The sequence below is a fragment of the Lysinibacillus xylanilyticus genome (genome assembly GCF_001708185.1).
Taxonomy (GTDB): Bacteria; Bacillota; Bacilli; order Bacillales_A; family Planococcaceae; genus Lysinibacillus; species Lysinibacillus xylanilyticus_A.
The window spans coordinates 335,117-353,574 of sequence record NZ_MDDN01000001.1 but is presented as its reverse complement, the minus strand read 5'-3'; the positions used below and the strand labels follow the sequence as shown (position 1 = coordinate 353,574).

The 18,458-nt window shown below is 34.5% G+C and carries 20 protein-coding genes and 1 pseudogene; 16 read left to right on the top strand and 5 right to left on the bottom strand.

All coding sequences use genetic code 11. The features are described 5' to 3' along the window. Positions 1-11: 11 nt before the first annotated feature. Both BFJ97_RS01785 and BFJ97_RS01780 read right to left on the bottom strand, forming a co-directional pair. A complete protein-coding gene (locus BFJ97_RS01785; protein WP_068982933.1) occupies positions 12-770 on the bottom strand; it encodes an ABC transporter permease in 759 nt (252 codons plus the stop codon). After that, positions 767-1,678, bottom strand: coding sequence for an ABC transporter ATP-binding protein (locus tag BFJ97_RS01780; protein WP_068982932.1), 912 nt, complete (start codon positions 1,676-1,678; stop codon positions 767-769). The genes BFJ97_RS01785 and BFJ97_RS01780 overlap by 4 nt, the downstream gene beginning before the upstream one ends. A 276-nt stretch (positions 1,679-1,954) precedes the next feature. Between BFJ97_RS01780 and BFJ97_RS01775 the strand changes: the two are divergent. The 3 genes and pseudogenes from BFJ97_RS01775 to BFJ97_RS01770 all read left to right on the top strand — a co-directional run bounded on the left by BFJ97_RS01775 (position 1,955) and on the right by BFJ97_RS01770 (position 4,085). Beyond that, positions 1,955-2,646: pseudogene (locus tag BFJ97_RS01775) on the top strand (response regulator transcription factor). Next, positions 2,643-2,978, top strand: a complete 336-nt coding sequence (locus BFJ97_RS25030; RefSeq protein WP_254660097.1) for a hypothetical protein — start codon at positions 2,643-2,645, stop codon at positions 2,976-2,978. Before BFJ97_RS01775 ends, BFJ97_RS25030 begins: the two are co-directional and overlap by 4 nt. Before the next feature lie 144 nt (positions 2,979-3,122). Then, positions 3,123-4,085 carry a sensor histidine kinase gene (locus BFJ97_RS01770; RefSeq protein ID WP_254660096.1) on the top strand — a complete coding sequence of 321 codons (963 nt, stop codon included), beginning with the start codon at positions 3,123-3,125 and terminating at the stop codon, positions 4,083-4,085. Between the two features lie 147 nt (positions 4,086-4,232). Here the strand turns inward: BFJ97_RS01770 and BFJ97_RS01765 are convergent, their stop codons facing one another. Both BFJ97_RS01765 and BFJ97_RS01760 read right to left on the bottom strand, forming a co-directional pair. Further along, positions 4,233-5,093, bottom strand: a complete 861-nt coding sequence (locus BFJ97_RS01765) for a YitT family protein (protein ID WP_068982931.1) — start codon at positions 5,091-5,093, stop codon at positions 4,233-4,235. A 33-nt stretch (positions 5,094-5,126) separates the two neighbouring features. After that, a complete protein-coding gene (locus BFJ97_RS01760; RefSeq protein WP_068982930.1) occupies positions 5,127-5,660 on the bottom strand; it encodes a transcriptional regulator in 534 nt (177 codons plus the stop codon). Between the two features lie 182 nt (positions 5,661-5,842). Between BFJ97_RS01760 and BFJ97_RS01755 the strand changes: the two genes are divergently transcribed. The 3 genes from BFJ97_RS01755 to BFJ97_RS01745 are packed head-to-tail and all read left to right on the top strand — an operon-like array spanning position 5,843 to position 7,764. After that, complete coding sequence (locus BFJ97_RS01755) at positions 5,843-6,094, top strand: PLD nuclease N-terminal domain-containing protein (RefSeq protein ID WP_068982929.1); 252 nt, start codon at positions 5,843-5,845, stop codon at positions 6,092-6,094. Further along, entirely contained in the window at positions 6,078-6,980 is a 903-nt protein-coding gene (locus BFJ97_RS01750) for an ABC transporter ATP-binding protein (RefSeq protein WP_068982928.1), read from the top strand. Before BFJ97_RS01755 ends, BFJ97_RS01750 begins: the two co-directional genes overlap by 17 nt. 4 nt (positions 6,981-6,984) lie before the next feature. After that, a complete protein-coding gene (locus BFJ97_RS01745) occupies positions 6,985-7,764 on the top strand; it encodes an ABC transporter permease (protein ID WP_068982927.1) in 780 nt (259 codons plus the stop codon). A 228-nt stretch (positions 7,765-7,992) separates the two neighbouring features. Here BFJ97_RS01745 and BFJ97_RS01740 read toward each other — a convergent pair whose 3' ends face one another. Then, on the bottom strand, positions 7,993-9,390 hold the full coding sequence (locus BFJ97_RS01740; protein ID WP_068982926.1) for a hypothetical protein: 1,398 nt from the start codon (positions 9,388-9,390) through the stop codon (positions 7,993-7,995). 391 nt (positions 9,391-9,781) lie between these two features. On the opposite strand from BFJ97_RS01740, the gene BFJ97_RS01735 reads away from it, so the two are divergent. From BFJ97_RS01735 to BFJ97_RS01685, 10 genes are all read left to right on the top strand, one after another. Continuing rightward, positions 9,782-10,222, top strand: a complete 441-nt coding sequence (locus BFJ97_RS01735; protein WP_068982925.1) for a GNAT family N-acetyltransferase — start codon at positions 9,782-9,784, stop codon at positions 10,220-10,222. A 350-nt stretch (positions 10,223-10,572) separates the two neighbouring features. Beyond that, entirely contained in the window at positions 10,573-11,142 is a 570-nt protein-coding gene (locus BFJ97_RS01730; RefSeq protein WP_068982924.1) for a DUF7010 family protein, read from the top strand. A gap of 601 nt (positions 11,143-11,743) precedes the next feature. After that, positions 11,744-11,965, top strand: a complete 222-nt coding sequence (locus BFJ97_RS01725; protein ID WP_068982923.1) for a hypothetical protein — start codon at positions 11,744-11,746, stop codon at positions 11,963-11,965. Between the two features lie 97 nt (positions 11,966-12,062). Continuing rightward, positions 12,063-12,563, top strand: a complete 501-nt coding sequence (locus tag BFJ97_RS01720; protein WP_139114361.1) for a hypothetical protein — start codon at positions 12,063-12,065, stop codon at positions 12,561-12,563. Positions 12,564-12,710: 147 nt separating this feature from the next. Then, complete coding sequence (locus BFJ97_RS01715) at positions 12,711-13,190, top strand: DUF6843 domain-containing protein (RefSeq protein WP_068982921.1); 480 nt, start codon at positions 12,711-12,713, stop codon at positions 13,188-13,190. A 476-nt stretch (positions 13,191-13,666) separates the two neighbouring features. After that, on the top strand, positions 13,667-15,277 hold the full coding sequence (locus BFJ97_RS01705; RefSeq protein ID WP_068982919.1) for a spore germination protein: 1,611 nt from the start codon (positions 13,667-13,669) through the stop codon (positions 15,275-15,277). Positions 15,278-15,280: 3 nt separating this feature from the next. Then, the gene (locus BFJ97_RS01700) at positions 15,281-16,471 is read left to right on the top strand and encodes a Ger(x)C family spore germination protein (protein WP_068982918.1); all 1,191 of its coding nucleotides are present in this window, start codon (positions 15,281-15,283) and stop codon (positions 16,469-16,471) included. Positions 16,472-16,473: 2 nt separating this feature from the next. After that, positions 16,474-16,710, top strand: a complete 237-nt coding sequence (locus BFJ97_RS01695; RefSeq protein WP_068982917.1) for a hypothetical protein — start codon at positions 16,474-16,476, stop codon at positions 16,708-16,710. A 33-nt stretch (positions 16,711-16,743) separates the two neighbouring features. After that, a complete protein-coding gene (locus BFJ97_RS01690; protein WP_068982916.1) occupies positions 16,744-17,856 on the top strand; it encodes a GerAB/ArcD/ProY family transporter in 1,113 nt (370 codons plus the stop codon). A gap of 210 nt (positions 17,857-18,066) precedes the next feature. Continuing rightward, positions 18,067-18,444, top strand: a complete 378-nt coding sequence (locus BFJ97_RS01685) for an enoyl-CoA hydratase (RefSeq protein ID WP_068982915.1) — start codon at positions 18,067-18,069, stop codon at positions 18,442-18,444. Positions 18,445-18,458: the final 14 nt, after the last annotated feature.

Genomic DNA, 18,458 nt, shown 5'->3' with positions numbered 1-18,458 from the left:
TTAGCCCTCCCTTATTGGACATTCCGTTTGGCAAAATGCATGGACCCCATAAAAAACAGGATGATACCTAATATTAGATTTACAAGAAGAAATGCCGAAAAATCTGGGTTATATCCTATTCCCTCATACTGCAATATAACCGTTGATGATTGAATTGGATAGGCAAATGGTAACCATCTAGTCGTTTGAGCAGCTGCTAAAAACAGACCCATAATAGAGGAAACTGATCCGATAAGAATAGAGAAGGCCTGATTTTTAATGCTCATAGATAGCCAAAATTGAAAAGCCATAATTGGTAATACTGTAATTAACATACCGTAACAATCGCCTATCAATAAGCCCCAAGGAATATCCTCTTCAAATGATAGTACCTTTCCTAAAAAAACCATGCCAATCAGAAAAATAGTAGTGGATAGGAATAGACTAATTGTTAGCCAAGTAAATTTACTCAAATAAATTTTCCCTCTTGCTATAGGCATTGAAAGGGTTTGTTTCCATCCATTAGCTTGATGTTCAATATTTGCAATCACTGATGCAGCTAGTGTAACGGCTAATGGAAAACCTAGACCAAATAACAAACTATTGTCATATATTAAATACATCCACATTGAGCCTGCGCCGAACATCTCAGCTTGTTTTTCCACAAACTCAGCGCGATAGGTGAGATTCACCAACTCATATGCAATGATAAGTAACGGAACCAATGGAACAATAATTAATAGCGAAGAACGTTTTAATTTGATTTTATCTGCCCATAAGATATTTTTCATAAGCTTTTCTCACTACCAATTAGTTCTAAAAAAATATCTTCAAGTGTTCTTTTCACTTCCTCAAGTCGATACACAGATAGTCCTGAGTGAACTAGAATGGAATTGATTTCTGAAACAAACTCTGGCTCTGTTTGGTGAAGCCACAAAAAATCTTTTTGCAAATCAGTCTTTAATCCTTTTCCTTTTAATAGTGTATTTGCTTCAACTAAATCACTAACTCCTACTTTTAATAACGGTTTTCTTTTTCGTCTTAATTGCTCAATTGAATCTTGAAAAATCATTTTTCCGCAATTAATAATCCCAACTTGCGTAGCCATCTGGTCTATTTCACTTAATAAGTGACTAGATAAAAGGACGCTCATACCAGACTCAGGCAATTTTTTTATTAACTCTCTTATTTCTTGAATACCCGACGGATCCAAACCATTTGTCGGCTCATCTAAAATTAATAAATCCGGCTTGCTTAATAGTGCCGTAGCAATCCCAAGTCGCTGCTTCATTCCAAGTGAATATTCTTTTGTTAGTCGGTTCGCAGATTTAGTCAATCTTACTACATCCAATACTTCGTCAACGCTATTTTCTGGAAGATTTCTTAACCTACGAACAGCCTCTAAATTTTCACGTCCGGTTAAGTTCCCATAGAATGTTGGAGACTCCACTAATGATCCAATTCGTTGTAAAATTTGTAGCCGATCTTTTTCTAGACTTTGACCAAAAATTTCAATATTTCCCTTTGTCGGTTTTATTAAACCTAGTAACATTCGAATTGTTGTAGTTTTTCCAGCTCCATTAGGACCAAGGAATCCATAAATTTGTCCACGTTCAATTCGTAAATTTACTCCTTCCACAGATGTATGCCCTTTATACTTTTTGGTAAGCTCATTTGTCACCACTATTTGATTCTTCATCTATTTCCTCACCTCATTTCAATCGTATATGAAACTTAATGAACATGAATGAAACTCTTCTTAAACATTTGCTAAACGGCTAGTTCTATAATAAGTATCTATTTTAATCAACCTACATGGAATGCTAAGGAATTCGTACTCTGATTTTTCAGAAAATTAAACGGAGTATTAATTCTTTTATTAACGACTTTTTATATTTATGTTTAAGGTAAAATAATAGTTGAGATAGAGAGGATGATATAGGTGACTTTTAAAATCGAGAATCATAAAATTCTGATGGTTGATGATGATCAGTACATTTTAGATTTATTAGTAACAGTCTTTGAAAAGGAAGGTTTTCAAAATATCTTAATCGCCACTAATGGAGCAGAAGCACTTTCTATAACAACTCAAAAAAAACCAGACATTATATTGTTAGATGTAATGTTACCTGATACAGACGGCTTTACTTTGTGCAATAAAATTCGTTTCGAGACAGATGTACCAGTACTGTTTCTTACAGCTAAAACTACCGATTTAGATAAATTACAGGGGTTTAGTTTTGGAGGAGACGACTATATTACAAAGCCTTTTAATCCATTAGAAGTCGTTGCTCGTGTAAAAGCACAATTAAAACGTTTTACTAAAATTCCATCACAGTATGTAAGAAAACAGATTTACGATTTTGCCTATTTTTCTCTAGATCCCAATATGGGCAAACTTATTGTTAATGGCGAAAGAATAGAGTGTCCTACTCAGGAAATGAAACTTTTGCTCTATTTTTGCGAGCATCCCAACCGAATTTTAAGTAAACATCAAATCTATAAGGATGTATGGGGTGAAATATATGGTGGAGATAGTACAGTGATGGTACATGTGCGACGTTTACGTGAAAAAATAGAAAAGATCCTAGTAGACCTAAATGGATAAAAACAATTCGAGGATTAGGCTATATTTTTGAAGTAGACACAAAAGAGGGCTTATTGTGAAATTAAAAAATCGTGTTGCCTATTTTTTCATTTCACGCCTTTTCTGGTTAATGTTTACTTGGAGCTTACTTATTGTAATAACCATTGTTTTTTTCAGTTTCTTTCTTGGACAAAATAAAACAGAAAGTGCACGATTAACGATTAGCAATGCTGTTGAACATACCAGTGTCGTAGATCAAAAACTTACAATAAGTTCTAAGATTAAAGATGCTTTATTAAAAAATAAAATGTGGATCCAAATATTAGATGAAAATGGCGATGAAATATTTTCCTTTAATAAACCCCAAAATATAAAAGAACATTATACTCCAGGAGAACTAGTTTCTGATTAACTGTATCCCACAAAAAAAGGATATCAGCTGTCAACATGGTATAAAACTATTGATAGCCAAAATCTTACATGGGTTTTAGGTAAGCCGATGTCAAATAATAATCCGTTTTTCTATTGGGTAAATAATCTATGGATGCTCTCAATCATGATAATTGGAATACTACTTGCTTTATTTTTTGGAAGACAACTAGGTGCTCCTTTACTACATACTGTATCGTGGATTGAAAATCTATCTAATGAAAAATATGAAGAACCTTTTTCTAAATGGAAATTTAATCAAAAAAAACGGTGGAGAAATAAAACTAAATATAGTACGTATGAAGAATTGACGCAGGCTCTTTCCAATCTTACATCAACTCTTCAAAGAAATTCAGAAGAACGGGAGTTATTAGAAAAGACTAGGGAAGAATGGCTAACAGGAGTCTCACATGATCTTAAAACCCCCTTGTCTGTTATTAAAGGTTATATTGTTTTGTTATCTTCACGTGAATACGAATGGGAACAAGATAAGATACGTCAATTTTCCAGAATCATGGAGAATCGTGTAGAGTATATGGAACAATTAATTGAAGACTTCAACTTAACATTTCAATTAAAAAATGATTCTATTCCAATACAATTTGAACAAAATAATCTTGTAAATATTCTTAAAGATGTTCTAGAACAACTATATAGATTGCCTGAATCGAAAAATAAGATGTTTTCATTTGAATCAAGTAAGGAACAAATTATCCTTAATATGGATACAAGATACTTGAAGCGGGCATTTGAAAATTTAATTGCTAATTGTATTAAGCATAATCCCCCTGAAACCAACATTAAAATTTTCCTACATGAAGACTTGTCTTACCCAAGACAAATTCGTGTTGTAATTAAAGATGATGGAGTCGGTATGGATCAAGAAACGATTGAGCACTTATTTGATCGATATTACCGAGGAACTAGTGCATCATCTAATAATCAGGGAACAGGGTTAGGAATGGCAATTGCAAGACAAATTATTATAGCTCATGGGGGAGAGATTGATATAAAGAGTAAACCTCAATTAGGAACCAAGTATAATATTACTTTTCCTCTGTGTACTAACATTGAAAAAATTCCAAAATAATTTTGTCCGTAAAACAAAACTATGAATTCTAAAAAAATAGATTTATTGAATATCCTATTGATTAAAAATTAATTTACCGCGCTATAAAAAATATCCTCATTGGACGTAATCCAATGAGAATATTTTTTATCAAACATTACTTTTGATTTAGTGAATATCACGTTTTTTGAAGTTACCACCGCGTACCTCTGAAACATCAGAAATGACGACAAAAGCACTTTCATCGATACCTTTAATAATTGAAACAATCTTATTTTCTTCCATACGGTTAATAACACAGTTTAAAATTTCAGTTGGTTCATTTGAAAAACCACCACGACCCTGTGTATAGGTAACACCACGACCTAAACGAGCTTGAATCGCATCTCCAATTTCCTCTGACTTCGAACTAACAACACGAACGTCTTTTGATTTTTCTAAACCATCTTGAATAATATCGATAACGTTTTTCGCAATATAGTACGTTAAAGCTGAATATAATGCGCTCTCCAATCCAAAAATAAAGCTTGCCCCTAAGAAAATAAAGGCATTAATAAATAATATAATATCCCCGACTGAAAATGGAATCTTTCGAGATAGTAGCACGGCTAAAACCTCAGAGCCATCTAAAGCGCCACCGTTACGTAAGACAATCCCAATCCCAACACCAAGTAACATACCACCAGCTAAAACAATTAATAAAGGATCTTCTGGACCTAAAATTGTTTTAACATCGTGTAAAAGGACTGTGGAAACAGATAAAGCTGCTATTCCAGCACAACTCATCAATGCAAAAGTTTTACCTACTTGTTTGTAGCCAATAAAAATAAACGGAATATTTAATACAAAGAGCAGCACGCCTAACGGAATACCAAAGAGATGTGCGCCCATAATACTAATCCCCGTCACACCACCATCAATGACATCGTTCGGTATCAATACCGCCTCTAGTCCATATGCTGCAATGACAGCGCCAATGACAATCAGAATAAATTTTCGTGTGTTTTCAATTAACTTTCTTTTTTTCATTCATCTTCTCCATTTCTGTATGTAAAATAATACTTAAGGTTTTGGAATAATATTTACAGCAATTGTTTTTGTCTCAGTTTCTTCAGTTGAGTCGGCCATATTATAGTATTTAGTTACTAAATTGTTTAATTCATTTTCAAAGTTCATAAATTGATCATTCGTTAATGACAAGTCAAGAAATGAAAAAGTTGCAAGATCTGCCGTGCTTTCTTTTTCATCAAGTGAATTTAAATAATTTTGATATTGAGATAGTAAAGCTAATTGATAATAGGAAACATAATTTAATTTTTGTTTGATTGTTAGTTGTGACCAATCCTCCTTACTCAGTTTTGCTGCTCCTTCATTTAATGCATAAAATTTCTCTGTAACAGAACGTACTTTTCGCTCTTTTACAATTTTTATAATGTTTTCATCCACCAAAATTTGGATATGTCGATATAAAGTAGCTTGAGGTACATCCTTAATGACAGTAATCATCTCCAAAGTGCTTAAGCCTTCTTCTTTATTCAGAGCTTGTAAAATTTTCATTCTCACAGGGTGCATTAAGACCTCTGCTTTATTACGCATAAAACGATCCTCCTATAGAAAAAATGAGATGGTATCAAGGGTAGTAATAAAATGTTATCAACGTGAGAACATTCTCAAAAATATAATATATATTTTTTAAAAGGATGTACAGTAAAAAGGATGAAATTTTTAAAGTATTTTGTTATCATTATTGATAATGATAATGAATGGGGGTTTTAGTAATGAAATTACACTATAGTTTTGATGATTTAAATCAATTGGATTGGGCAAGCATACTACCAATCATTTTGCCATTTTTATTCGTAGGATTTGTTCTAATCATTGTTGCTTTATTCGATTTATATCGGCACCGAGATACGAGAGAAAACATACTTATGTGGACAATTATTATTTTGTTCTTTAATACGATTGGTTCTGTTCTATACTTCATTATTGGTAGAAAGGATGTAAATAAACGTGCGCTTAGAAATTAAAAATATTACGAAAAAATTTAAACATAAAACGGCTGTGAATGGTTTTTCAATGGTCATTGATGCTAATGAGTGTGTTGGATTAATTGGTCCAAATGGAGCAGGGAAATCTACGTTAATTCAAATCATTGCAGACATTTTGTATGCGGATGAAGGGGAAGTTCTTCTTGATGGTCAAAAGAATTCATCTATGAAACATCAAATTGGTTATTTACCTCAGTATCCTAATTTTTTCTCGTGGATGACAGCATTTGAAACATTGTCCTTTATGGGGACACTTTCTGGCATAGCAAAAACAGAATTGCAGAAAGAAATTCCATTGCTATTAGAAAAGGTAGGCTTAGGGAAAGAAGCACATATCCATGTCAGAACATTTTCAGGTGGTATGAAACAACGCCTTGGCATCGCACAAGCATTATTGCACAAACCAGCTTTAATGATTATGGATGAACCGGTATCTGCACTAGATCCAATAGGTAGGAGAGAAGTGTTAAATCTATTAAAAGAGATAAAAAAAGAGACGACCATTTTATTATCAACACATATATTGAGCGATGCAGAAGAAATTTGTGAGCGCTTTGTAGTGATTAAAAATGGTCACAAAATAGAGGATGCTACAAAATTAGAATTGATTAAGCATCATCAAGAATCAGCTATCTTTTTAATGATTCGAAAGGAAGATTTGAAGTGGTTAACAATGATTGAACATTTGCCATACGTGAAGAAAATTGAAAGCTATGGAGATGGCTTTAAAGTATTTGTGGATCATTTGGAAGGTGATGCCAACCGATTATTACAGCATGGACTCGACTCAAAAGTGTTGTTTACTAAATTTGAAGTGGGTATTCAAGATAATCTAGAAGAAATATTTTTAGAATTGGTGGTGTAAGTGAATGCATGCTTTTATCGCGTTAAGCAAAAAAGAAATAAATCAAATGACAAAAGAATATAAAATAGTTTGGCTCCCAATTGTCTTTATCTTACTAGGGCTAACTCAGCCGATTATGACGTATTATTTACCAGTTATTTTACAATCAGCTGGTGGGGTTGAAGGTATAATGATTGATCCTAACATGGCAAAGCCAGAGGGAGGTGAGGTACTTGCCTCAACATTAAATTCACAATTTGATCAACTAGGCATTATTATTCTGGCAGTTGCTACTATGAGTATTATCCAAGGGGAAAAAGCGAATGGCATGATGGCATTTATCCTAACAAGGCCAGTATCGATATCATCTTATTTAAATAGTAAAATCATTATCCATTATATAATGGCAGTTATCTGTATAGCTCTTGGCTATGTTGTGTCTTATGGCTACTCAGCGTATTTATTTACTACTGTTCCTATGACACAAGCTATGTGGGCTTTCGTATTCTATTGTGTTTGGCTGTTATTTGTCATAACGTTTGTGGCGATGATGAGTACATTTTTTACTAGTCCTGCATTTATTGCATTAATAAGTATCGTTGTCCTATTAATATGTCGTTTCACTGCGGGGTTACATACAATCTTAGACGTTATTAATCCTGCTAGTAATAGTTTGTCTGCAACAAATATTTTGATGACAGGTGAGGTGGGTACTTGGTATGGCATTAATGTTGTCGTAACATTGCTGTTGGTTTTATTGATGATTATGACTATGCAAAGTTTTATTGCGAAAAAGAAATTTTAACTTCTTTCAGCAATTATTTTTTTAGGAAAATAGTGTATGCAATAGCTACGCTCAAAGAAATGCTTTTATAAAATAGTCAAAATTATTATTGTTTTGTTCGAGGTAAGGGCGATTGAATCATCATCTAAATCATCTGCCTTACTAGTTAATACAGGTAAATTATACTTGTGAAGTGATATAAAAAAGAAAGTAAGTAACCTAACTAAAAGGTTCCTTACTTTCACAATGTTAAATCAAAAACACTGCCACAATGGTTGTAACGACAAGTCCAATTATCACGGGCAATAAATTACGCCTTGCAAGTTCGAAGGGGCTAACGTTACAAATTGCAGCGGCTGGAATCAATGCCCAGGGGATGATCGTTCCGCCTCCAACCCAAATTGCTGTAATTTGCCCAAGTGCTGTTAAAGTTGCTGTACCTCCATCAATAGCATTGCCAAACAAACTACCAACGGAGCCTGCTAAGGAAATGCCTGAGAAGCCTGAGCCGTCTAATCCTGTAATGGCGCCAACGACTGTTAAAGTAATGACCGCAACTTCTTTTGTTAATGGTACGACAGCAGCTAGACCCACGCCGAGATCGTTGACGATACCATGTGAAGCGGTTGGTAAGTAGTCGCCGATAATTTGTGTGAAGCCAGAGTCCCCTAGATAGAAGAAGGCCGCAATGGGAATAACTGGCCCAAACACTTTAAATCCGAACTGAAATCCTTGAATTAAATAGCTTGTTGTCTTTTCAAGGCCTTGGTTTTTATGAGCTACAACACAAAGCAACAGAAGTATAAAGACGGATGTTCCACCTATTAAAGCTGTAGCATCTCCACCTTGTAATTTTAAGATGGACATGGCAATGACATCGAGGACAAAGGCAATTGGAATGAGAACTGCGAAAAAGCGTTTTTGTCCAAGTGTCAGCAAGTGTTCAACGGTTACTTGTTCAGCGTCTTCACTTGTGTCATTTGTAGCGTTCAAATATAGTGCTCCACGTTTCATATCGCGTCGTAATAAAATATAGGCGACTAATGTTGTGACAACGCCCATTGTAATGACAAGAGGGATACTAGCAGCTACTACCTCACCAACTGGAATACCAGCAGCATCAGCAGTCAGTTTCGGAGCCCCCTGTATAACAAAATCACTCGAAAGTGCAATTCCATGACCAAATAAATTCATCGCCATTGCCACTCCAAGTGCTGGCAGACCTGCGCGTATTGCAACTGGCAAGAGAACTGCCCCTAAAAGCGCCACAGCTGGTGATGGCCAGAAAAACCAGGAAATAAACATCATTAACAGACCAATCGTCCAATAAGCTAGTGTTGGTGTTTTAATGATTTTCGTAAAAGGAGCAATCATGACTTCGTTAATACCTGAAGTCATCAAAACGCGACTCATGGCAACGATAATAGAAATAATTAGAATGGTTGATAAAAGCTCTGTAATCGCATAAATGAAGCTGTTAAAAACGCCGCTTATAGATGAAGTTAAATCACCTGTAGCTACGATTGCTAGCATGAAGATGCCAATAATACAAATGAGGGTGGTATCGCGACGTTTAACCATAAAGCCAATGATAAGGATAATAAAAATAACGTAAATCCAATGGAGAGCAGTGAATTCAATCCCCATACGTTTCCCCCTCAAAATTAGGTCTGATTATAGAATATGAAGAGAAAAAAAGATGGTGATGATTTTAGAGAACTAATTCGATGATTAAGATTTAACTTCTCTCAGCAAATGTTTTTTACTGAAAGTGTAGTGGCAGTACGAAAACTTAAATTGGCTGTTTGGAGAAATATAGAAGGGATTTGTCTGCGGGTGTCGAACTAAACGAGAGTACAAATGGAGAGCAAATCGTTTGCTTTATTAAATTGTACGGTTTAACGTTGACAATCCATCTTAGGAGGAGTGATGTGCTATGTATATCAAGACAATAAGTTATTTTATCGGCAGGGGAAAACTAATTTTGTAGAGAATTCGTGACAATGGATTTCTCTACTACTAGGGAGGAATCTGAAATTTGATTAGTTTAAAATCGATTGATCAAAGTAATTGGGAAGCTTGTATTCAACTGAAGCCTAAGCAAGAACAGCAAGGGTTTATTGCCTCAAATCTGTATTCAATTGCAGAAAGTAAATTTTTTCCGCACATGAAGATAAAGGCGATTTATTGTGGTGAAATGCTTATCGGTTTCGCGATGTACGGGATAGATTCGGATGACGGAAACTATTGGATATACAGATTTATGATTGATGAGCAATATCAAGGGCGTGGACACGGCAAGAGCGCGATGAAGTTAATTATTCAAGACATTGAGAGTCAAGAAGATCGCACTGATGTCATATGGCTTGGATATCAGCCGGACAATGAGCAAGCAAGAAAACTATATGCTAGTGTAGGTTTTAAAGAAGCAGGAATGGCTCCCTGGGGAGAAATGTTAGCAAAGTATAGTTTGAAATAAAGTCGTACTGTTTTAAATAGAAGCACTGTTTAATTCCTTTTCGCTTAAAGGATTCTAAGTGAATATTAATCAAACTTTTTAACTTATAACAGCAGAAGTCTCCCACCTCTATAGATGGGAGACTTCTTACAGTGGGGGTTAAAAATACCTGCTGAAATAGTGGAACACATAGAGTATTCCGCCCGATGTTGATTTGCAATAAAGTCACGAAATGAGTTTTGATCAACTTTATAAATAACCATCAATTTAAATGGCTAATGATAATAACTTGAAATAGTATATGGTAATTGAAATTTATTGTAAAAAAAGCTATATTATTATATCGTGAATATATTTTAGGAGATGAGTTTTTGGAAATAAATACATCAAGAGAAGACATAGCGTTAAGAGGGAAGCGAGGTTTGCATTTTATCCTTGCATCAATAATTATTTGGAGTTCAATTTTTATAATATGGTTACTTCCGATAAATGATATAGCAACTAGAAATTTTTTAACATTTTGTTTTACCGCAGTACTTTTACCATTAGCTTTTTTAATTTCGAAATTAATTAAGGCAGAATTCTCAACAAAAGATAACCCATTAAATAATTTAGGTATAATATTCTCCTGTAATCAAATTTTATATATTTTGATTGCTATATGGATTTATCAAGCAGTTCCAGAAAAATTAGTTATGATATTAGCTATCATATTTGGAGCTCACTTACTACCTTTTGGGTGGTTATATAAATCTAAAGCATATTTTGTAATGGCGATAATCGTTTCTTTAACTTCTTTAATTATAGGAGTTAATTTTAGTCCAATAATATTGGCGCTTATTATGATGCTTTTGGAGATTGTATTTTCAATATGGTTATATTTTGAAATAAAAATGTTACATAGTAGGGTAGCTGTAGTGCAGCAAGGATACCAAAAATAATCAAATTTTTTATAAATATAGAGTTAAATTTGCTAAAGACGGATCCATTTTGAACAATCTTTTCAAAATGGATTTATTTTATGTATCTAAAAATATGGATTTGTGAAAGTCAGCAATGTTAGGAAAGTAGAGGCTGAATATAGCTTGATATATGACCCTAAATATAAAAATTGTCCATTGTCTTTTTGATGTCTGAAAGGCCAAATGATCACGGACTACTATTATGTAGCTTCTTTTAGCAGACTAGAATTTGTACAGAAAACATTTGTTGCAGCCGCTTCTCTTTCGCACAAAAAACATCTGTTGCCCCGACGACCCCCAGTCGGAACAGAATTCAACCACACGTTATGGTGATGAGCCATAACGTTTTATAAAATTACCTTCAAAGATTTTCTTCAAGGTAATTTTTTTTTTGAGGGATATTTATGTTAAAAATGATATAAAAATTGTGAAGATATGTACTTAAACTATCAACGCAGTTTAGTTGAATAATATTCACACTAGATGGTATTGTAAATATTAGGAATATGGTAGAAAAAACCATCTAAATTGTATTAAAAGATACGGAAAAATATTGGCGATTTGATAGGAGGTTGAACATATGAATGATAAGAAGAAGGGAAAATTACAAGTCTCGGTAATAGTTATAATGATATTACTATTGGTTGCGGCGTTTGTTTTAGTTTTCAAAGGTCATTACAGTGTGGCGTTTGTTTTATTTGGAATTTTTATAGTGATTATTAATTTTATTAGTAATTGGACCGGATTAAAAAATGCAGATTACGTTTATAGAAAAAATCATAAGAATAATGAGAAGTGGTAATGACGCTTAGGTACGCCTAAGCTTTTTTAGAATTAAGTTTGTGAATAAATGTACTTAAACAAATGGTAGTGTTTATCCATAAAGGATTTAAGCTTTTTTGTTGAAATTAATTTACAAAGGGGCAGGTTTGTTGAGAAAGAGTATAATGCGTTTTCTTTTTTTGCTAAGTGTTGTTATCTCGGGAATTGTAAGTGTTGTCGGTTTTGCATTCACTAATATGACTACTATTTCATTCGACCCCACAGGTGGCAATTTTGTTGGAGGAAATGGAAACCCAGGCTTAATGTTTGTTATGTTTCCGATGTTAATTATTCTTTATTTTTTCTTTGCAATGATGTTTGTTTTTGAAAAGTTACATGAACGTTTTTCAGTGAAAAGGAAATTATTTCAAGCCTTCTATTCAGGGGTGTTTCTGCTGATTTTGGGAATGACGATTTACCGAATCGTTTCATTTCGAAATGAAATCAATCCATATTTTGAATACGAAATATCCTATTTAAATCCTTTTTCTAATCATTTATTTTTTAACTTCTGGACGTTTATAGCCTGCCTTTGTGTTTCAGGATTTTGCTCATTTTATTTAAAGAAAAGAATGTGAAGAAATGTACTTAAACTCTTATGAAAGTACTTAATCATCTTTCATTATATGTGATGTAGCGCCGATTTTTACTACATAGAGGGCTAACGGGCAGTTTAATTGAAGTAATAGATAATAACGGTTTCCTGCAGTATGGGGGTGAACAGGATGAAAAAAATCATTTCAGGAATGATCATAGGAATTGTTATCGGATTTTGTCTTTATTGGATATTCACTCACAAGGTCTATGACGAAGCATTCTATTTCCAAGATGGTTACGAGGGTTGTGCCTATGTTGTTTACAATATAGAAGGTACTCCTCAACTAGAAATTGAAGATGACACGATCCAATACCATTTTGATGAAGATGGTTTAGTGCTTACCACTTCTCCTGAAGATTTTGGTTGGGGAGGGAGAGAAAATTCAGGATCTCATGATACCAAATACTTCTACGTAAACGAGAATGGCGAGAAAATAAAAGATATCCCTGAAAGTGAAATCGGGTTTGTCTCTTTAGGTAGTTATAGTCAAGATGGAAGAGTTCAAATTACTAGAATGTCTATCCCAGTGGGTAATAAGGCTAAGGCTTGTGACGAGAAGTACGAAGAATTAGAAGAGAAATTGGATGAAAAACTAAAAAATAGTTGAGTAAAAGCGGGGAATTTAACTATTAAGGGGCGTTTGTAGGATAAAACTCATTGAAATGATTTCACTTTTTTATAAAAATCTTATACTTCAACTCCATTTTGATCTATTTTTCAAAATGGAGTTTTTACATTTTGAAGTTTTATTGTCATGAATTAAATTCCAAAGTTTTCTGTCAATCTGGTATTTCGGTTCATCACCAAAAATTGTGGATGGCATTTGTATTCACAGGTGAAATTTGAGAAATGTGTTTTTCCATTTGCTTTTTTGTTCATTAATTAGAAGTTTTGTCGAAAAAATCCTGCTATTTAATAAAAGTAGTATGATTTATTTAATTAGAAAATATTTGTTAAAAGGTGATTCCTATGCTAAAGAACATGAGAATCTATATTTCATCAACATGCTTAATAGAAAAGTTAACGGATCCATCGATATTTTTCTAATTAGCCAAAAAATAAAAAGTAAATGTGAGGTAGTCTATGGGCTTTTTCAGAAAGAAAAGTAATTCTAAAATGCATTCCAATTCTATTTCAACTAGCCAAATGATGAAGACAAATTTAGCAAACGAATTAAAAACAAATCTTCAAGAAAATTTACAAAGAATAAGAGATTCCCTTGGGAAAAGCTCGGATATTATCATTCGAGAAATTCGAGTAGGAAAAGAAGAAACTATTAAAGCTGGTATTATCTATACAGATGGATTAACCGATACAATCTCATTACAAAACTTCATTTTAGAAACGCTCATGCTAGATGTCGAAGGTACCGAATTACAGAAAAAGCTATCTCCTGAACAAAATCTGATTAGCATATTAAAAGATTTTGCCATGACAGTGGGGGAAATTAGAGAACTAACTAATTTTGAAGAGCTTCTTACTGGACTATTATCGGGGGATACGATTATTTTAATCGATGGATATGCCCAAGGGTTAATCATTTCCAATAGGCATTGGGTTGAGCGTGGAGTTACGGAAGCATCAGCCCAGGTGGTAGTAAGAGGACCCCGTGAAGGGTTCTCCGAAAATTTGCGTGTCAATACCGCCTTAGTTCGTAGAAGACTGAAAGACCCAGATCTCTGGATGGAATCAAAAATTATTGGAAAACGTACGAAAACGAATGTTGCCATGATGTATATCAAAGGAATTGCAAATGACAAAATAGTGAAAGAAGTCCGTTTGCGTTTGGATAAGATAGATATTGATGGAATTCTTGAAAGTGGAAATATCGAGGAATTGATTCAGGATGCACCTTATTCACCTTTCCCAACCATATTCAATACGGAACGTCCGGATGTAGTAGCTGCAGCATTATTGGAAGGACGTATAGCCATTTTGGTTGATGGAACACCATTTGTCCTAGTAGTTCCAGCATTATTTGTTCAATTTTTTCAATCTTCGGAAGATTACTATCAACGAGCAGATATTGCGAGTCTTATTCGACTCCTTCGTTTTTTTGCATTTTCAATTGCAATGCTTGCACCTGCATTATTTATTGCGGTCACAACTTTTAATCATGCAATGTTACCCACTGGACTCCTTATAAGTCTGGCAGCCCAACGAGAAGGTGCTCCATTTCCGGCATTTGTTGAAGCAATTATAATGGAAGTCACCTTTGAAATCTTGCGTGAAGCAGGCTTAAGAATGCCAAGAACCATCGGTTCAGCCATTTCTATCGTAGGGGCATTTGTAATTGGAACAGCGGCGGTTGAAGCAGGCATAATCTCTGCTGCGATGGTAATTGTGGTTTCAATAACCGCCATTTCTAGTTTCGTTTCTCCAACTTACAACTTAGCTATCTCGGGAAGGATGCTACGCTTTGGATTTATGGCATTAGCTGCTTCTTTTGGTTTATTAGGAATAACGATTGGTTTAATCGCTCTACTTCTGCATTTATGTAGTTTGCGTTCTTTTGGCGTGCCTTATATGTCTTCAATAGCTCCATTTAATCTTTCCGATCAAAAGGATACGTTTATTCTCTTGCCTATATGGAAAATGTTTACTCGGCCTCGTCTAATCAGTCAACAAAATATCGTTAGGCAACAAGATTCAGCCTCTGCAAAACCACAGCCGCCAAAAAATGAAGGGGGTTAAACGATGAAAAAGTGCATGATTGTTCTCTTAATTCTTAGCCCCATTCTTACGGGATGTTGGGACAAGAGGGAATTAAATGAGCTTGGTATTACGTTAGCGATAGGAATCGATAAAGTAGAAGATGAATACCAAGTAACTGCTCAAGTGGTTGTACCTTCGGAAATACCTACGAAAACAAGTACTGGGCGTTCACCAGTCATCCTGTTTCAGGAAAAAGGCGAAACGGTAAATGAAGCTCTTCGAAAAATTACAAAGACATCACCTCGAAAAATATATCCAGGACATCTTCGAATGCTTGTGCTTGGTGAGGATTTAGCTAAAGAAGGGATAGCGAAATCCTTAGATTTATTGTCAAGAGATTGGGAACTCCGATCTGATTTCTTTGTTGCTATTGCTAAGGATATGACCGCAGCGGAAGTACTGAATGTCAGAACAACGATTGAAAATATACCTGCTAATAATATGTTTAACAGCCTGCAGACGTCAGAACATTATTGGGCTGCAACGAACGGCATTAAGTTAGATGAGTTAATCGCTTCTCTGACAAGTGATGGAACGGAAGCTGTATTAACAGGGATTCTAGTAACAGGGGATCAAGAAATAGGATCAACCAAACAGGAAGTAGAATCGATTAATCCTCCTGTGCGAATTGTATATGATGAATTAGCGGTGTTTAAAAAAGATAAACTGGTGGGCTGGTTAACTGAACGAGAAAGCAGAGGGTATAATGGCATCGTCAACGAAGTGCAAAAGTCTGTAACTGCTATATCTTGTCCTGAAGAGGGGAAAGCCACTATAGAGATTATTCAAGCAGATTCTAAAGTGAAAGGCAAAATAAACAAAGGTATGCCTGAAGTGGATATCAATATTAAAGTAAAAGGAAATGTTGGGGAAGTAGAGTGTCAAATTAATCTTAATGACCTAGATACGATTGTTGAGCTAGAGAAGATTACTGAAAAACAGATGGAAGAGACCATTAACATGTCCATTGAAACGTTACAAAAACAATATAAATCAGACATATTTGGATTTGGTGAAGCCATTCATCGATCTAATCCGAAAGAATGGAAAAAGATGAAAGAGCAGTGGGATGAGGAATTCCCTAAGTTGAAAGCGAATGTTAAAGTAGACGTAAAACTTGTGCATACGGGTACAGAAGGTAATTCCTTCTTAGAAAAGATAGAGGTTAAATAATTATGATAAAAACAATAGGAATAATTCTAATTGCAGCAGTTATTGTGTGGATTGAAGTTCCACCTCTCTTGGAAAAACAATATAAAAAAGAGTTACTTGTATTTTCAATTCTTCTTGCAATTGGGGGAGGTCTAAGTATTACACTTTTTGGATTTGAAAAAACTATTCCAAATCCATTTGATTTACTCACTTTTATTTTTAAACCGCTTAATGATTTTATTTCTCATTTCTTGAAATAAAAGATAAGTGTAGAGGGGAAGGGATGATATGAAATGATGCAAGACGTTAAAATAAATTCGTACCAATTTCTGGTTTTAGTTATTTTATTTACGATTGGTACGAGCATCTTAACTGTACCATCAGCATTAGCAACCGGCGCAAAACAAGACGCCTGGATTGCGGCTATAATTGGTACGGGAATCGGTTTATTAGTCATTTGGCTACTCATCACTATAGCACTTTGGTTCCCTCACCTCACCTATGTCCAAATGATAGAAAAACTATTTGGGAGATGGATAGGTAAAGCCTTAGCTGCTTTTTTTGTATTAATAGTTCTTTTTTATGCTTCGGAACTTTTGTATTATTTTGGGCTATTCCTAAACATCCATATGATGCCAAATACCCCAATGGTAGTCCTTAATATTCTTATGGCGGGGATTGTGGTAATGGGCGTCCGTCTTGGATTGGAAACCTTCGCTCGTACTGCAGAAATATTAATTGTCGTGTTCTTCGCCTTTTTTTTCATTTTAGTGGTGTGTCTTTCACCGGAAATGAAGTTTGAAAACATACAGCCTGTATATGAGATGGGGACAAAAAAAATCATTCAATCATCCATTTTTTATGTCATAGTATCTTCAGTAAATGCCGTTGTTCTCTTAATGATTTTTCCTTCTTTTGTTAATAAAATGAAGCAAGGGAGAAAAACATTTTTAATAGGAAACTTAATAGGCGGCATCGTCATCATCATTATTACATTTTTGAGTGTTACAGTATTAGGTATTGATAAAACTGCCGGAGAGATTTATCCAAGCTATGAATTGACCAAAAGGATAAATATCGGGAATTTTATACAGCGTATTGAGGGATTAATGGCTTCTCTTTGGGTGATCACTCTCTATTTTAAGACGACCCTCTATTTTTACGCTTCCGTTTTAGGAATGGCACAAATTCTAAATTTGAAAGATTACCGCCCTTTAACCTTACCGTTGGGCATGATTGCCGTCGTTCTTTCACTTGTGATTTATCCTAATATCATCTATCAAAAACATTTTGACGATACAACGGGTAATTCTTTAACATTATCAATCGGACTTTTTTTACCTCTTTTGTTGGTAGTTATATATGCAATACGAAAAAGAATGAAAAAGAACGAAATAGAAATTTGATATGCTTCCTAGTAGATAGACAGTTTAATAAAGAGGGAGTGCCGTACTTTGCGGCAATTTGATGACTTTGGTATACTACCAGCGTCATCTTTTTATGTCCGTTGCTTTCGAGTGTTTGTTTCGTAGGTTGATATGTATAGTGCTTGATTTATAGATTGAATAGTTTTATTATTCAGTCTATAACTGTGGTTTTTAACAGGGGGGACATAGATGGCATTACAAGTAGGAGAAAAAATTACATTTGAGCGTAAGTTTACAACAGAGGATGTTGAATTATTTACGAGGGTATCAAAAGATGAAGGGACTCATCATATCACACCAGATGAACAAGGTCGGTTTGTCGTACATGGGCTTTTAACAGCAACGCTTCCAACGAAAGTTGGAGGTGATTATAACGTGTTAGCGCGTAAAATGGATTATGAATTTTTACGTCCAGTTTTTAGCGATGACACGATTCGTTGTGAAGTAATAATTGAACAGTATGAACCGGATGGAAAAAATCGTACGGCAATTACTGCAACATTTACGTGTACAAATCAACTTGAAAAAGAAGTGTTAAAGGGAAGCTTTTCAGGTATTATTCTATAACATTTAAAGGAGTT

Excerpts from the sequence above, each read along its gene's own strand:
- BFJ97_RS01785 (WP_068982933.1), bottom strand. The coding sequence starts at position 770 with ATGAAAAATATCTTATGGGCAGATAAAATCAAATTAAAACGTTCTTCG.
- BFJ97_RS01780 (WP_068982932.1), bottom strand. The coding sequence starts at position 1,678 with ATGAAGAATCAAATAGTGGTGACAAATGAGCTTACCAAAAAGTATAAA.
- BFJ97_RS01770 (WP_254660096.1), top strand. The coding sequence starts at position 3,123 with ATGATAATTGGAATACTACTTGCTTTATTTTTTGGAAGACAACTAGGT.
- BFJ97_RS01765 (WP_068982931.1), bottom strand. The coding sequence starts at position 5,093 with ATGAAAAAAAGAAAGTTAATTGAAAACACACGAAAATTTATTCTGATT.
- BFJ97_RS01760 (WP_068982930.1), bottom strand. The coding sequence starts at position 5,660 with ATGCGTAATAAAGCAGAGGTCTTAATGCACCCTGTGAGAATGAAAATT.
- BFJ97_RS01755 (WP_068982929.1), top strand. The coding sequence starts at position 5,843 with ATGAAATTACACTATAGTTTTGATGATTTAAATCAATTGGATTGGGCA.
- BFJ97_RS01745 (WP_068982927.1), top strand. The coding sequence starts at position 6,985 with ATGCATGCTTTTATCGCGTTAAGCAAAAAAGAAATAAATCAAATGACA.
- BFJ97_RS01740 (WP_068982926.1), bottom strand. The coding sequence starts at position 9,390 with ATGGGGATTGAATTCACTGCTCTCCATTGGATTTACGTTATTTTTATT.
- BFJ97_RS01725 (WP_068982923.1), top strand. The coding sequence starts at position 11,744 with ATGAATGATAAGAAGAAGGGAAAATTACAAGTCTCGGTAATAGTTATA.
- BFJ97_RS01715 (WP_068982921.1), top strand. The coding sequence starts at position 12,711 with ATGAAAAAAATCATTTCAGGAATGATCATAGGAATTGTTATCGGATTT.
- BFJ97_RS01705 (WP_068982919.1), top strand. The coding sequence starts at position 13,667 with ATGGGCTTTTTCAGAAAGAAAAGTAATTCTAAAATGCATTCCAATTCT.
- BFJ97_RS01700 (WP_068982918.1), top strand. The coding sequence starts at position 15,281 with ATGAAAAAGTGCATGATTGTTCTCTTAATTCTTAGCCCCATTCTTACG.
- BFJ97_RS01695 (WP_068982917.1), top strand. The coding sequence starts at position 16,474 with ATGATAAAAACAATAGGAATAATTCTAATTGCAGCAGTTATTGTGTGG.
- BFJ97_RS01690 (WP_068982916.1), top strand. The coding sequence starts at position 16,744 with ATGATGCAAGACGTTAAAATAAATTCGTACCAATTTCTGGTTTTAGTT.
- BFJ97_RS01685 (WP_068982915.1), top strand. The coding sequence starts at position 18,067 with ATGGCATTACAAGTAGGAGAAAAAATTACATTTGAGCGTAAGTTTACA.